This is a genomic window from Prevotella sp. oral taxon 317 str. F0108 (assembly GCF_000162415.1).
GTDB lineage: Bacteria > Bacteroidota > Bacteroidia > Bacteroidales > Bacteroidaceae > Prevotella > Prevotella conceptionensis.
In genome coordinates this window covers 460,690-475,682 of record NZ_GG740072.1, presented here as the reverse complement: position 1 = coordinate 475,682, position 14,993 = coordinate 460,690, and the positions used below count along the sequence as shown (strand labels likewise).

The window sequence follows — 14,993 nt, the reverse complement described above, 5'->3', positions numbered from 1 at the left end:
AAATGCACTGCGTTTAGCACCAAAATGCACTATATTTAGCAGCAAATAGCCCCAAAATGGGTGCAAATGGCGTTTCTTTTAAATAAAAATTCATTTTGCCACATGCGCTTGCTAACCCTATTTTGCATCAAAACAAACCTCCGCGAGAATCGATTTTTTGCGGCGTGGTGCGCAATTGGTGGGCAGAAAGGGCACTCACAATGTTAAAATCCTTACTAGAAACTAGACAAAAGACGATTATACTGCATACACGCGCATAAGCAACGGCACGGAAAATACGTACACTCACAACCGCCAGCGCAAGTGGTTGCAGGGTATAACTCATGAACTTCAAAAACTCATGAACTTCAAAAACTCATGAACTTCAAAAACTCATGAACTTCAAAAACTCATGAACTCAAAAAACTCATGAACTCAAAAACTCATGAACTCAAAACTAAATTTACTTCAACTCCAATTGTTCTTGCAAGCGGGCAATTTCATCTCGATACTGAGCAGCCTGAATAAAGTCGAGTTCTTTGGCCGCCTGTTTCATCAAAGCCGTTGTGTTGGCGATACTCTTTTCCAATTGTTGGCGCGTCATTCTTTCTACAATGGGGTCGGCAGCAAAGGCAACAGCATCGGGTTCCACATATCCACCCGCTTGCGAACGGTAACCCTTCGCGGTTTCCACAGTTGTGGTGTTTCCCGTTAATGCCCCCTTGATGTCTTTCACAATCTGTTGCGGCGTGATGTGGTGCTCGGCGTTGTATTGCATCTGTATGGTACGCCGCCTAGCCGTTTCGTCAATGGTGCGTTGCATGCTTTGGGTAATGGTGTCGGCATACATAATCACCTTTCCGTTAACGTTTCGGGCAGCACGTCCTGCGGTCTGTGTAAGCGAACGATGACTGCGCAAGAAACCTTCCTTGTCGGCATCTAGAATGGCAACAAGCGAAACTTCGGGCAAGTCTAGTCCCTCGCGCAAAAGGTTTACGCCCACAAGCACATCGTATTCGCCTGCACGAAGTGCGTTCATGATACGCACACGGTCCAGCGTAGCCACATCACTGTGTATGTAATTGGTCTTTACGCCATGATCCAACAAATATTCCGTCAGTTCTTCGGCCATTCGTTTGGTAAGCGTTGTCACCAAAACACGTTCGTTTTTGTCACTTCGCTCCAATATTTCTGCCAAAAGATCGTCTATTTGGTTCTCGCTCGGACGCACAACTATCTCAGGGTCCAGCAGTCCTGTTGGCCTAATCAGCTGTTCAACCACCACGCCTTCGGCCTCTCCAAGTTCGTAGTCGGCAGGTGTTGCCGACACATATATCACTTGATTGATAAGGTTATGAAACTCTTCAAACCTAAGCGGACGGTTGTCGAAAGCAGCAGGCAGCCGGAAACCAAACTCAACAAGGTTCTGCTTTCGCGCCCTATCGCCTCCGTACATGCCGCCAAGCTGAGGAACACTAACGTGACTTTCGTCGATAATCATCAGATAATCTTTTGGGAAAAAGTCGAGCAAACAATACGGACGTTGACCAGGTTGGCGGCCATCGAAATAGCGCGAGTAGTTCTCGATGCCCGAACAGTGGCCCAACTCTTTCATCATCTCCATGTCATACTCCACCCTTTCCTTAATACGCTGAGCCTTAATGCCGTCGCCAAGCTCGTTAAAAAAATCAATTTGCTTAACCAAATCGTCTTGAATACAGCGAATGGCATGCTCCGTTTGGTCTTTCGTGGTGACGAAAAGGTTGGCGGGATATATCTTGTAATCGTTAAAACGCTCAATGCGGTGATAGGTTAAGCTGTCCACTTCTTCAATGCTGTCTATCTCATCGTCCCACCATGTGATGCGCAAAAGGTTGTCGCTATAAGCCATAGCCACGTCTACCGTGTCGCCTTTCACTCGAAAGTTTCCGCGTTGCAGGTCGATGTCGTTACGAACATAGAGCGAGTCTACCAGCTTACGGAGAAACTCATTGCGGTCGATACGTTGCCCCTTCGACAGCGAAATAATTCCGCTTTCCATGGCGGTAGGGCCTCCCATGCCATAAATGCACGACACAGACGACACAACTACCACATCTTTACGCCCCGACAGCAAGGCCGACACCGCACGCAAACGCAGCTTATCAATCTCATCGTTGATGGCCAAGTCTTTCTCGATGTAGGTATCAGTGGTGGGCAAATAAGCTTCGGGCTGATAATAGTCGTAGTACGACACGTAATATTCAACAGCATTGTTGGGAAAGAACCCCTTCATTTCCTCGTAAAGCTGCGCCGCTAGGGTTTTGTTATGGCTCAGAACAAGTGTGGGCACGTTGTGCTGGGCAATAACATTGGCCATGGTAAACGTCTTACCCGACCCCGTAACGCCCAGCAGAACCTGCGCCTTGTCACCCCTTTCCAATCCTTCTGTAAGCTGTTTGATGGCTTCCGGTTGGTCGCCTGTCGGCTTATATTTCGACGTTAGTTTAAATTCCATAAGTGCAAAATTACAAAAAAACATCCGCTCAAATTGCTAAAAATAGCTTTTTATACTTTGTAAATAAGCGAAATATGTGTATTTTTGCACTTCAAAAACAAGAACAAAATAATGAAGAAGCCACTGCTCATCATTTCTACGGCCGCTTTGCTGCTTTCTAGTTGCGCACACGAATTCAATCAGGTGTACAAAAGTGACAACATGCAATACAAGTACGAGTACGCAAAAGAATGTTTCGCAAAAGGAAAGTATGTGCGCGCCATAACGCTTTTACAAGAGCTTGTAACCCTACAGAAAGGTACCGAGAATGCACAGGAAAGCCTTTACATGCTGGCTATGGCCCAATATAACAGTAAAGACTACGAAACGGCTGCTCAATACTTCAAGAAGTATTACCAGTCGTACCCCAAAGGACGCTACGCAGAGATGGCACAGTTCTACGTGGGGCAAAGCTTGTTCATGAGCACCCCCGAGCCTCGCTTGGACCAATCGAGGACTATCCAGGCCATAACCGACTTCCAAACTTTCTTAGACCTGTATCCCGACTCGAAGTTAAAGCCACAGGCTCAGCAAAGACTCTTCGACCTGCAAGACAAGCTGGTTGAAAAGGAATTGTACACCGCCAAATTGTATTACGACTTGGGCACTTACTTTGGCAATTGCAACTTTGGCGGCAACAACTACGAGGCTTGTATCATCACTTCGCAAAACGCTTTGAAGGATTATCCTTATAGCCGGCTGCGCGAAGACTTTGCCGTACTGCTGATGAAAAGCAAGTTTGAACTGGCACAACAAAGCGTAGAAACAAAGAAGTTGGAACGCTTTCAGGATGCCGAAGACGAGTGCTACGGTTTCATCAACGAATATCCCGACTCGAAAGAGCGCGTGCTGGCAGAGAAATACATTGCCAAATGCAAGGAGATAACGAAAAATTGAATTAGTAATTAAACAGAATAGGAACATTAAATTTATGGATTACAAAAAGTCGAAGGCACCGCTAAACACTGTCACAAGAGACATTATGGACTTGTGCAACGAAACGAACAACATCTACGAAAGCGTTGCCATCATTGCCAAGCGGGCCAACCAAATAAGCATCGAAATTAAACAAGACTTGAACAAGAAGTTGCAAGAGTTCGCCTCGTACAACGACACGCTGGAAGAGGTTTTCGAAAACCGTGAGCAAATTGAGATTTCGCGTTACTACGAAAAACTGCCCAAACCCACTTTGTTGGCCACGCAAGAGTTTATTGACAACAGCATTTACTGGCGCGACCCGTCGAAAGAAGGACAACAGGTAGACTAATGTGGCAACGTAAGCAAACCGTATTCATGGTGTTGGCCATTGCCTTCACCATTGCTTGCCTGTGCTTGCCGTTGGGATATTTCGAACCAAAGGGCATGGGACTGAATGCAGACTTGTTTAACCTCTGGATTAAACAACCGGAAGGAGGGGTAAGTATGGCACCAAGCGTGCTTTTCGCCATTCAAGTTCTTACGGCATCCATCGGCGTTTGGGCGATATTGGGCTTTCGTAATAGGCCTCGCCAAGCCAAGTTGTGCGTTGTTAACATACTGCTTTTGATTGTTTGGTACGCGCTTGCAGCCTTTTATGCGCTGTATGTTGGATTTCGCGACTATACTTTCCACGCCAACATCGCCATTTGTTTCCCTCTCGTTGCCATTATTCTTTATTGGATGGCACGCAGGGGTGTGCTTGCCGACGAAAAACTGGTGAGGGCAGCAGACAGAATAAGATAAAGCCTTTAAGTAAAAGTCAACATTCGCTTATCAAGGAGTTAATATTGGCTTATCAAATAGAGAAAGGGGAAACGCCATTGCGGCGTTTCCCCTTTCCTATTTTTATTACTATGCAATAAGCTTATTGGTGTTCGGGCCTTAACAGGTCGTTTACAGTCTTTACGGGGTTGAACGTAGACAACGGCACCTCAACAAACACCGTATTCCAATCGCTCATGGCACCATTCCACAAGCCAGGAAGTTCCAAAGCTTTCAGCTGTTTGCCGTTCTTGCTCTTCGAACTGATAAAGCCAGTGTTGTGATCAACAAAGTCGGGCAAATGGAAAGCCTTTCCACTGTAATCGCGGATGCCGCAAACAAGGTCAACAGGATTGAAGTGTGTGCCATCCTTAAAGGCCTTAACGTACTCGGCATTGTTGCTGTCTATTTGGCTACTTTCAAGAATTTGCAAGCTAACAGTTCCGTCTTCGTTGTAAGTAAGGAACGGTCCGCCGCCAGGTTCGCCCACATTCTTAACCATACCGCAAACACGCATAGGCCTGTTAAGCTTCTTGTGGAGGTACTCGGCCAATGCCTTATCGTCGAGTTTGCTTACACCCTCGCGCTTACAGCACAGTTCCTCTTCAAGGAAGTGCACCATTTCATCAAGCTGTTTGCGCGAGCATCCGCCTTTATCAAGCATCGACAAGTAGGCAAACGCCCGCTTTTGCAAATGTACAAGAATGCCGCCAAGCAACTTTTTATAGGTAACGGTGTCGGCTTTCAGTCTATCGGGCACCACGTTATCAATGTTCTTAATAAACACCACGTCGCCTTCTACATCGTTCAAGTTTTGAATTAGCGCGCCATGACCGCCCGGACGGAAGAGCAACGAGCCGTCTTCGTTTCTGAAAGGCGTGTTGTCGGGGTTCACTGCAAGCGTGTCTGTAGAGGGTTTCTGCTCAGAAAACGAGATGTTCAGGCGCGTATTGTAAGCCTTTTCGTACTTCTCAGCCTTCTCGGCCACCTTGTCTTTGAAGAGTTGCAGATGGTCGTGCGACACGGTGAAGTGAACATTTGCCTCGCCATTAGATGCCGCATAGAGAGCCGCCTCAACAAGATGTTCTTCCAAAGGCGTGCGCGGTTCGTCGTCGTAGTTGTGGAAAAGCAACAACCCTTTGGGCAAATTGCCATAGTTCAGCCCTTCTTCGCCCAACAAATGCGCCACAATCTCCTTATAACGGCCAGCCGCTTTCAAGTCGCAAACACTGCTTTGCGTGTCGGCCTTGCAGCTTTTGCAAAGCTGTTTCCTAAATGCAAACAACTTTGTATTGTCAAAAAACTCTTTCTCAAACGCGCTTGTGGGTTCGTTGTAGGGCGCATCGAGAAACGCGAAGAGGTCTTTGAACATCCTACTAGCCGCTCCCGACGCAGGAACAAACTTCACAACCTTGCGCCCTTCGGCCTGATAACGCTCCCATTCGGCCAAAAACGCATCGCGTTCTTTTGCTGTTGGCACCATAATTCCATTGCCGATTGATGCTGCGGCTTGCAGTTTAAGATAAGGAAAACCCTTGCGGTGCTGTTCCATTTGGTGCTCAACCATTGCCTCACTGATGCCTAGGCTCTCAATCTGTTGTAGGTCTTGTTTTGTTAACATAATATCTAGGTTTTATATTATATGTGTAAAGTGCTGAACAAATGTAACAACTTTTCTGCTAAACAAGAAATTATTGGGCTATTTTTTGTATCTTTGCAATAATCGGAGTAGCCAATCTACTCCTTATTTATTATATATATAGGCAAAGATGGAGCAGGTAAACGGATGCCCATTGCTAACGTTCAGGGTAACCCATCGATATGGTGAACAGGACATTATGTCACAACACATATCGCCAAACACTAAGAAAGGCGTACCCCGTCCTTAACAATGCCTATGAGGTTGACTAAGAAAAAAGACAGCGTATGGAAGAAAAACTCGTTTTCAGTACAGAAGAACAAGACATTGCTAACGGCCTCTTGTCTAAGCTGTTGGCCAACGATGCCAACGGCTTTCAACCTAACGATGCAGAAAAACTACGCCAACGCATTGACCAATACGTTCATTCAGGAACACTACAACGCAACATCTTCGGTCTTAATCCCGTTGTCTACGCCCTAGAAACGGCCGAAATAGCCTTCGACGAAATAGGATTGAAACGCGATGCGATAATAGCCATCGTGCTATACACGGGCGTTGTGGCTGGACTTAGCGACACAACACAGATAGAAAAAGACTTTGGCCGAGGCGTAGCGCAAATAATTCACGGGCTTGTTAAGGTGCAAGAGCTGTACAAAAGAACGCCCGTGGTGGAGAGCGAGAATTTTAGAAACCTGCTTATCTCGTTCGCCGAAGACATGCGCGTGATACTCATCATGATTGCCGACCGCGTTAATCTGATGCGACAAGTGCGCGATACCGACAACAAAGAGGCACGATTGGAGGTGGCACAAGAGGCTAGTTACCTGTATGCACCCCTCGCTCACAAGCTGGGACTGTACAAGTTGAAGAGCGAACTGGAAGATTTGAGCCTGAAATACTTGGAGCACGACGCCTATTACATGATTAAAGATAAGCTCAACGCCACCAAGAAGTCGCGCGACAGCTATATCGAACGTTTCATAACGCCCATACAACAACGGCTGGAAGAGGCCGGATTGCACTTTCACATGAAAGGCCGAACGAAGAGCATACACTCTATTTGGCAGAAGATGAAGAAACAAAAGTGCAACTTCGAGGGCATTTACGACCTCTTTGCCATACGTATCATCATCGATTCGCCCATTGATAAGGAGAAGATGCAATGCTGGCAGGCCTACTCTATCGTAACAGACATGTACATGCCCAACCCAAAACGCCTGCGCGATTGGCTCAGTGTGCCCAAAAGCAACGGCTACGAAAGTCTGCACATCACGGTGTTGGGTCCCGAAAACAAATGGGTTGAAGTGCAGATACGCACCGAACGAATGGACGAAATAGCCGAAAAAGGACTGGCTGCACACTGGCGTTACAAAGGAATTAAGGGAGAAAGCGGCATAGACGAATGGCTTTCGAACATCAGAGCCGCCTTGGAGAACAACGACGACTTGCAGTTGATGGACCAATTCAAGATGGGACTGTACGAAGACGAGGTGTTCGTGTTCACACCCAAAGGCGAATTGCTCAAATTTCCCAAGGGAGCCAACATCCTCGACTTTGCTTATCGCATCCATTCAGGCTTAGGAAACAAGTGTGTTGGCGGCAAAATCAATGGCAAGAACGTTTCGTTCAGAGCCGAATTGAAGTCGGGCGACGAGGTGGAAGTGGTTACTCAGAGCAACCAAACGCCCAAACAAGAATGGATAAACATCGTTAAAACCCCACGGGCGAAGGCTAAAATAAAGCTGGCACTTAAAGACACCATCGCCAAAGACACCGTCTATGCCAAGGAACTGCTGGAAAGAAGGCTCAAAAACAGAAAGATTGAGTTCGACGAAAGCACCATGATGCACCTCATCAAGCGCATGGGCTTTAAGGTTGCAACCGACTTTTACAAGCAAATAGCCGACGAAAAGCTCGACGTTAACGAGGTTATCGAGAAGTATGTAGCGGTGCGCGACTACGACCAAAACCTTAATGCGCCCCAAACGACAAGGAGTGCAACCGAGTATAGCTATGACAATCCCGACGAAGAGATTGCCAGAAACAACGACGACGTTTTGGTTATCGACCGCAATTTAAAAGGAGTTGACTACTCGTTGGCCAAATGTTGCCAGCCCATATATGGCGATCCGGTGTTCGGTTTCGTTACGGTGAGCGGCGGAATTAAGATACATCGCGCCAATTGTCCTAACGCCCCCGAACTGCGCAAACGCTTTGGCTACCGCATTGTGAAAGCCCGATGGAGCGGAAAGAGTGCAGGACAATATAGCATCACCATCAAAGTGGTGGGCAACGACGACCTCGGCATTGTCAACAACATTACGAGCATCATCTCGAAAGAAGAGAAAATCGTGATGCGTTCCATCAATATCGACTCGCACGACGGCCTGTTCGACGGCACCATCGTTGTGCAATTAGAAGACGTCAGCAAGTTGGAGGCGCTGATGAAAAAGCTACGAACCGTTAAAGGCGTTAAGCACGTGTCGCGTCTGTAAGGCTAATCCCAGCAACAACACCAAGGGGAACGAACAACAAGAGACGGGATAACGCAGACTCATCCGCGCCAATAAAGACCGCGTAAATGCCCCTTCGCCCTCCTTTACAACAACCAAAGTATAAAGCAACAGAATGAACAAACAAGATTTAAGAATAGTTTTCATGGGCACGCCCGAATTTGCAGTGCCATCGCTTAAACTGCTTGTAGAAGGCGGTTACAACGTGGTGGCCGTGGTTACACAGCCCGATAAGCCCGTGGGCCGACACGGTTCCACCCTTCAAGCACCCCCCGTTAAGCAGTATGCCCTGTCTAAATCCATACCCGTATTGCAGCCAGAGCGCATGAAAGACGAGGATTTTCTATGCCAACTCCGCGCTTTCGATGCCCATCTGCAAGTGGTTGTGGCCTTTCGCATGCTGCCCAAGCAGGTGTGGAACCTGCCACCCTTCGGCACTTTCAACGTACATGCAGCCCTACTTCCCCAATATCGCGGGGCCGCCCCCATCAATTGGGCGGTCATCAATGGCGAAACAGAAACAGGCGTTACCACTTTCTTCCTTGACGAAGACATCGACACGGGCCGAATTATCAGCCATAAACGCCTGCCTATACCCGATGATGCCAACGTAGAATGGGTGTACAACCACCTGATGAACCTTGGTGCAGAGCTATGTATCGAAACCGTAGACCGCATTTTGCAGAGCGACGGCAAGGTAGAGAGCACCGAACAACCCCAAGACCAACCCTTAAAACATGCGCCGAAGATATTTAAGGAAACCTGCCAAATAGATTGGAACCAACCTGCAAAGCGCATATACGACTTTATTCGCGGACTAAGCCCCTACCCTGGCGCGTGGACCGAGATACAAAAAACAGGCATCGAGGGCGAGAACAAACCCCAAGTGCTGAAAATTTTCAGTGCAACAAAAACCCAAATACCTGCAAATGCCCAGCCGGGAACATTTGTTGTAGAAGGCAATCGCCTGTTTGTAAACACGGCCGACAGCCTACTTGAATTGCAAGAAATACAGCTAGCAGGCAAGAAACGCATCTCCAGCCGCGACTTTCTCAATGGCACTCGCGATGCAAACCTATATCGTGCCATCACCAAATGAACCTTGCACACACCACGTTTTAGCAACTAAATAAAACGCCATTTGCTTGGGGCTAACGTATTTTTGTTTTATATTTGCAAGTCGAACAGAAGAAAAACATCATGACAAGAGAAGAAGACATCAAGAAAGCCGTTGAGGTATTAAGGAAAGGCGGCATCATACTCTACCCCACAGACACGATCTGGGGTATCGGATGCGACGCAACCAATGCCGAGGCGGTGGCCAAAGTGTACCAAATAAAACAGCGCGACGACTCCAAGGCAATGATATGCCTTGTAGATTCGGCCACGCGCATGCAACGATATGTGCGTAACGTGCCCAACGTGGCTTGGGATCTGGTGGAGCTTGCCACCAAACCCACAACGCTAATACTCGACGATGCCGTTAACCTTGCACCCAATCTCATTGCCGAAGACGGCTCGGTGGCCTTGCGTGTAACGGACGAACCATTCTCAAAAGAACTATGTTACCGCTTTCAAAAGGCTTTGGTTAGCACCAGTGCCAACATTAGCGGACAGCCCGCAGCACAAAATTACAAGGACATTAGCGAAGAATTGCTCAACGCCGTCGACTACGTATGCTGGTCCAGACGGCAAGAACACAAGCCGCATACGCCTAGCTGCATCATCAAGTTGAACAAAGACGGAGAAGTAACCGTAATACGCAAGTAACGCCAACACGCTTAGAACAACACAGACAAGCCTAAGAAATGGATACGACAATAGAGATTGAAGACAAAACCCCGATTGGCAGGTTTACCAAATGGCGCACCCAACACCTTTCAACAAGGCAATTCACGCTCATCCTCTCGTTCTTCGTGGGGTTGTTCGCTGCCATTGCGGCCTATTCTCTGCATTGGATTATCAAGCAGATACAAATGCTCCTCACCGAAGGGTTCACCATATCTTCCATCAACTGGTTGTATCTTGTTTTCCCCGTTGTAGGTATTTATCTCACGTCCCTGTTCATTAGGCATGTCGTTAAAGACAATATCTCGCACGGCATCACCCGTGTGCTCTATGCCATATCCACCAAGCAAGCGCGTTTAAAAGGCCACAACTGCTGGTCGTCTGTCATTGCATCGGCCATCACCATCGGGTTCGGAGGCTCGGTGGGAGCAGAGGCACCCATCGTATTAACGGGGTCGGCCATCGGCTCTAACCTCGGACAGCTCTTTAAACTCGACAACCGCACCATGATATTGCTTGTTGGTTGCGGTGCATCTGCCGCCATTGCAGGCATTTATAAGGCGCCTATTGCAGGCTTGGTGTTCACCTTAGAGGTACTCATGGTAGACCTTACTATGGCCTCTTTGCTGCCCATACTCATCGCTTGCGTAACGGCCACATGCTTTACTTACATCTTTGTGGGTACCGATTCAATGTTTACCTTTCACCTCGACGGCGAATGGATGATAGAACGCGTGCCTGCAAGCGTGTTGTTCGGCATCTTCTGCGGTATGATTAGCCTTTACTTCATGCGCACCATGACCGCTTGCGAAAACGTATTCGGCAAGATGAAGAACCACCCTTACCAACGATTAATCTTAGGCGGCATCATTCTCAGTTCGCTTATCTTCCTTTTCCCTTCGCTCTATGGCGAGGGTTTAAGCTCGGTAAACACCCTACTCAACGGCAATACCGAAACCGATTGGAGCCAGATACTCAACAATTCGCTGTTCTATGGCCACGACAACCTGCTGGTTGTGTACGTTGGTCTGGTGCTTTTCACCAAGGTATTCGCCACATCGGCCACCAATGGCAGCGGCGGTTGTGGCGGAACGTTCGCCCCTTCGCTGTTTATCGGCGGCTTTGGCGGCTTTTTCTTCGCCCGTTTGTGGAACATGTACAACATCGGTGTGTACATTCCAGAAAAGAATTTCACGCTACTGGGCATGGCAGGCGTAATGACTGCCGTGATGCACGCGCCGCTTACGGGCATATTTCTCATTGCCGAGATAACCGGGGGCTATCAATTATTGTTGCCACTGATGATTGTTTGCATCAGTTCTTACCTCACCATCAACATTTTCGAGCCGCATAGCATTTATAGCATGCGTCTTGCACGCGAGGGAAAACTCATCACCCACCACACGGATAAGTCCATCCTTACACTGATGAGTATGGAAAGCATCATCGACAAGAACTACATTGCCGTTAATCCCGAAATGCCTTTGGGCAAGTTGGTGTATGCCATCAGCCGCAGCCACACCAGCTTTATCCCCGTACTAGACCATGCGGGGAGGATTATTGGCGAGATAGACGTTACCAAGATAAGGCACATCATGTTCCGAACAGAGCTATATCAAAAGTTTAGTGTGGCGCAAATAATGATTCCCACGCCTGCCGTGCTTGGACGTAACGACCCAATGGAGGAGGTTATGAATAAGTTCGACAAGACAGATGCCACCTATCTGCCCGTTGTCGATGCCAATAACGAACTGCAAGGATTTATTTCGCGCACGCGTATGTACGCCATGTATCGTAAGATGGTGGCCGACTTCTCCACCGAATAAGGGGAATGGTGAAGGTGTGAGTTTTTCAGTTAGTGAGATTATGAGATTGCGAGTTGATAAGATTGTGAGTTGTTGATATTCATAAGTTTTTAGCATGTCACCGAATGTAATACAAACTCATAAACGCATGCACCCATCATACTAGTTCGCTCGTTAACTGGCCAACTCGTCAACCAGTCAACCCATTTATAGTTTCACACAACGTTAATTAGATAATTAGAGATGAAGAAAGAAAAGTTTTTTGGTTATGTAGGATGGGTGGGCATGTGTACCTCCATCCTTATGTACGTGTTTTATTTTCCACAAATACAGGAGAATTTGAACGGCAACAAAGGCTCGTTTATTCAGCCTTTCATGGCAGGCATCAACTGCACGCTATGGGTTTGCTACGGTTTGTTTAAAGAAAAGCGCGACCTTCCTTTGGTTCTGGCCAATTCGCCAGGCGTTATTTTCGGGTTCTTCGCTGCGTTCACCGCGCTATAAGCCAATCCTAGATTTGTTATGAGCTTGTAAGTTGATGAGTTTATGATGCTGTGAAGTTTCTCGCAAGCCAAAACCGCTAAACCCATTAACTTACCAACTCATAACGCTTACCCAATTATCAATTCACCAACTTGTTAACGCAGCCACTTGTCGACTCCATCCACTTGTCAACTCGTCAACTTGTTAACTCGTCAGCTCGTAAACCATTTAACCCATCAACTTGTTAACCTGTCATCACATAAAGTGGCGAACCCTCCACCCTTGTCAACTCGTTTGCTGGTTAACTCATCAACTAACCAACTCAAAATCCATCAACTCACAAACTCATAGGTCTATAAACCCACAAACTTAAATTGTTGCTTTTATTTTACAAAACCATTCCTTTCTTCACTCCATTCTAGCGAAAATATTGGCTAAAAAGTTGGCAAAAGACCACTATTTCTCGCTTTTCACGCCTTGGGGTTTGTCTATTTTTAAGCACGACACCTGCATTTTGCACCATTTTGCCTTTCTAGTTTGGTTGCCAGCTCGTATTTTTTCAACCCCAATTTCCCACTTTTAGCCCCTAAAACCCCACTTTTTAACTGTTGTTTCGCTCCTTTTGGCCATGTGTTTCATGAATCTAAAAGGTTTTGTTTATACATTTACTGTGGATGTTTATGCTTTTCGTTTCGCATTTAGCGGCATTTTACCCTGCATTTAGCACCATTTTACCTTGCGTTTAGCACCAAAATGCACCGCATTTAGCACCAAAACGCACTGCGTTTAGCGGCATATTGCACTGCGTTTAGCGGCAAAACGCACTTCATTTTACTACAAATAGCCCGAAAAATGGTGTAAATGGCGGTTTCGGGGAATATATATTCATTTTGCCAGCATGTACAACAACCCCCTTTTTGCATCAAAACCAACCTTCGCGAGAATCGATTTTTTGCGGCAAGGTGAGCGATTGGTGATCGAAAAGGCCACTCATAATGTTAAAAAACGCAGTAAAAACATTACAAAATCCGAGTTGATAAGGCCATAAATGAACCAGTTGACAAGTTTATAAGTCGGCGAGAGCAGATTTAGCTTACTTCCTATAGATGTGTATAGTGAATGGTGTTAGTGAAGGAATAAACCAAAGATACCAGATAAGATCGAGAAAAATCCCGAAGAGCAATACACAAAAGCGGTCTTGCTAATTTGTAAACTTACTTTATTTATCTTCAGAATGAAAAACTTTTGTCCAAACCACCAATCTAAATCGATGCGACGTGGTATCCTAGCACTTGCGTTTGTTCGTTTTATCCATTATTATTTTCAGTAAGTTATCTGATTAGCAAAATAAAACATCATAAACAAATAATTATATTTATTTATCATGGTTAAAGGTAACCAAACATGTTTTATAACATTTTACGCACTTTAAAATAATCAAATAAAAAGAATCAACTTTGCGGTATATTCTAAAACACAAAACTAATTTTAACCGCAGAATTTATGATTCCAAAAGAACAACGATGGTTTGAGCCCCTAATGAGATGGCTTACCTTTAAACAAAGAATGGTCACAATGGCAAAAATAGCTACTTGCGCCGTAGTGATGGGCCTTGCGGCTTGTGGTAACAATGATGACCTGAATGATGAGAGGCTAGGAGACATTAAGGTTAGCGTAAAAGAGAACTTAGATGGTCAGCCCTACTCCGACCTAAACTCCGTTAAAGTTGGAGACTTTATACGTTATGATCTAGAAATAACAGGATCAGGAGATGCTGAAAAATATGATTACAAGTTCAATCCTTATAGTGTAGGCAACATTCCACATCAACTTTTGGGAAAAGACTACGAAGCGTGGCTTTTCACCGATGCCAATTACAAGGCATACAAAGACAAAAACACAGCTCCTGCACAGCGTAAAAAGATTATGCAAGAATCGAAACTAAAGGATGGAGAAATATTAATCCAACCTAACACGAAGTACGTCCTACTTATTAGGCCACTGGTCCCTGGTACATTCAAATTAGATTCACGCTGTTCAAAATCTAAAAAGGGAGAAAGCTATTCAGTAATTGGTGATGTTCCAATAAGCTTTAATTGCACAAAGCTTGAGGCTTGGTGGGTTGAGATAGAAGATAAACGTGGTGGCCTTTTCCAAGAGTCACGTAGCCATAATGCTTTCTACTTCCAAGTGAACGACAGGACAGCCGAAACAGACAAATTCTTGGCTGAAAAGGAAAATAAGAAAATAACTTTTGAGATTATCTATGATGAAAACACATATACAGGAGATTTTGTTGAAGGAAAACCTATATGGTTTCACAATAGCGAACAAGGAAGAGGCGCACCCCCTGTGGATAACAAGATTATAAGTTATGTACGACTTAGTATAGCAGAGACAGGACAAAAGCCGATAAATATAGAATACCACAATATATATATGAACAAAAGAAATTAAGTTCTAAGATAGCATGAAGTTGTATCTTTGCTTGTAACTTACATTCTTCG

11 protein-coding genes are annotated in these 14,993 nt (G+C 46.0%); 9 read left to right on the top strand and 2 right to left on the bottom strand.

Annotated elements, in window-relative coordinates:
- Positions 1–442: 442 nt before the first annotated feature.
- Positions 443–2,476, bottom strand: a complete 2,034-nt coding sequence (uvrB, locus tag HMPREF0670_RS01665; protein WP_044077833.1) for an excinuclease ABC subunit UvrB — start codon at positions 2,474–2,476, stop codon at positions 443–445.
- 111 nt (positions 2,477–2,587) lie between these two features.
- Here uvrB and HMPREF0670_RS01660 point away from each other — a divergent pair, with 111 nt between their 5' ends.
- The 3 genes from HMPREF0670_RS01660 to HMPREF0670_RS01650 are packed head-to-tail and all read left to right on the top strand — an operon-like array spanning position 2,588 to position 4,237.
- The gene (locus HMPREF0670_RS01660) at positions 2,588–3,412 is read left to right on the top strand and encodes an outer membrane protein assembly factor BamD (protein WP_044077595.1); all 825 of its coding nucleotides are present in this window, start codon (positions 2,588–2,590) and stop codon (positions 3,410–3,412) included.
- A gap of 34 nt (positions 3,413–3,446) precedes the next feature.
- Positions 3,447–3,782 carry a DNA-directed RNA polymerase subunit omega gene (locus HMPREF0670_RS01655; RefSeq protein WP_009229423.1) on the top strand — a complete coding sequence of 112 codons (336 nt, stop codon included), beginning with the start codon at positions 3,447–3,449 and terminating at the stop codon, positions 3,780–3,782.
- On the top strand, positions 3,782–4,237 hold the full coding sequence (locus HMPREF0670_RS01650; protein ID WP_044077594.1) for a DUF4293 domain-containing protein: 456 nt from the start codon (positions 3,782–3,784) through the stop codon (positions 4,235–4,237). Before HMPREF0670_RS01655 ends, HMPREF0670_RS01650 begins: the two co-directional genes overlap by 1 nt.
- A 121-nt stretch (positions 4,238–4,358) precedes the next feature.
- On the opposite strand, the gene HMPREF0670_RS01645 is transcribed toward HMPREF0670_RS01650, so the two are convergent.
- Complete coding sequence (locus HMPREF0670_RS01645; RefSeq protein WP_009229421.1) at positions 4,359–5,876, bottom strand: DUF4301 family protein; 1,518 nt, start codon at positions 5,874–5,876, stop codon at positions 4,359–4,361.
- Positions 5,877–6,181: 305 nt separating this feature from the next.
- On the opposite strand from HMPREF0670_RS01645, the gene HMPREF0670_RS01640 reads away from it, so the two are divergent.
- The 6 genes from HMPREF0670_RS01640 to HMPREF0670_RS01615 all read left to right on the top strand — a co-directional run bounded on the left by HMPREF0670_RS01640 (position 6,182) and on the right by HMPREF0670_RS01615 (position 14,943).
- A complete protein-coding gene (locus HMPREF0670_RS01640) occupies positions 6,182–8,392 on the top strand; it encodes a RelA/SpoT family protein (protein WP_009229420.1) in 2,211 nt (736 codons plus the stop codon).
- A 133-nt stretch (positions 8,393–8,525) separates the two neighbouring features.
- Positions 8,526–9,509, top strand: coding sequence for a methionyl-tRNA formyltransferase (gene fmt / locus HMPREF0670_RS01635; RefSeq protein ID WP_009229419.1), 984 nt, complete (start codon positions 8,526–8,528; stop codon positions 9,507–9,509).
- 101 nt (positions 9,510–9,610) lie between these two features.
- On the top strand, positions 9,611–10,180 hold the full coding sequence (locus HMPREF0670_RS01630; protein WP_009229418.1) for an L-threonylcarbamoyladenylate synthase: 570 nt from the start codon (positions 9,611–9,613) through the stop codon (positions 10,178–10,180).
- A 38-nt stretch (positions 10,181–10,218) separates the two neighbouring features.
- Positions 10,219–12,024 (top strand): chloride channel protein, encoded by a 1,806-nt coding sequence (locus tag HMPREF0670_RS01625; RefSeq protein ID WP_009229417.1) that lies wholly within the window; start codon positions 10,219–10,221, stop codon positions 12,022–12,024.
- Positions 12,025–12,246: 222 nt separating this feature from the next.
- On the top strand, positions 12,247–12,507 hold the full coding sequence (locus HMPREF0670_RS01620) for a SemiSWEET family transporter (protein ID WP_009229416.1): 261 nt from the start codon (positions 12,247–12,249) through the stop codon (positions 12,505–12,507).
- A 1,482-nt stretch (positions 12,508–13,989) separates the two neighbouring features.
- Positions 13,990–14,943, top strand: a complete 954-nt coding sequence (locus HMPREF0670_RS01615) for a hypothetical protein (protein WP_009229415.1) — start codon at positions 13,990–13,992, stop codon at positions 14,941–14,943.
- The last annotated feature ends 50 nt before the right edge of the window (positions 14,944–14,993 follow it).

Excerpts from the sequence above, each read along its gene's own strand:
- HMPREF0670_RS01645 (WP_009229421.1), bottom strand. The coding sequence starts at position 5,876 with ATGTTAACAAAACAAGACCTACAACAGATTGAGAGCCTAGGCATCAGT.
- HMPREF0670_RS01620 (WP_009229416.1), top strand. The coding sequence starts at position 12,247 with ATGAAGAAAGAAAAGTTTTTTGGTTATGTAGGATGGGTGGGCATGTGT.
- fmt (WP_009229419.1), top strand. The coding sequence starts at position 8,526 with ATGAACAAACAAGATTTAAGAATAGTTTTCATGGGCACGCCCGAATTT.
- HMPREF0670_RS01630 (WP_009229418.1), top strand. The coding sequence starts at position 9,611 with ATGACAAGAGAAGAAGACATCAAGAAAGCCGTTGAGGTATTAAGGAAA.
- HMPREF0670_RS01615 (WP_009229415.1), top strand. The coding sequence starts at position 13,990 with ATGATTCCAAAAGAACAACGATGGTTTGAGCCCCTAATGAGATGGCTT.
- HMPREF0670_RS01625 (WP_009229417.1), top strand. The coding sequence starts at position 10,219 with ATGGATACGACAATAGAGATTGAAGACAAAACCCCGATTGGCAGGTTT.
- uvrB (WP_044077833.1), bottom strand. The coding sequence starts at position 2,476 with ATGGAATTTAAACTAACGTCGAAATATAAGCCGACAGGCGACCAACCG.
- HMPREF0670_RS01640 (WP_009229420.1), top strand. The coding sequence starts at position 6,182 with ATGGAAGAAAAACTCGTTTTCAGTACAGAAGAACAAGACATTGCTAAC.
- HMPREF0670_RS01655 (WP_009229423.1), top strand. The coding sequence starts at position 3,447 with ATGGATTACAAAAAGTCGAAGGCACCGCTAAACACTGTCACAAGAGAC.
- HMPREF0670_RS01660 (WP_044077595.1), top strand. The coding sequence starts at position 2,588 with ATGAAGAAGCCACTGCTCATCATTTCTACGGCCGCTTTGCTGCTTTCT.
- HMPREF0670_RS01650 (WP_044077594.1), top strand. The coding sequence starts at position 3,782 with ATGTGGCAACGTAAGCAAACCGTATTCATGGTGTTGGCCATTGCCTTC.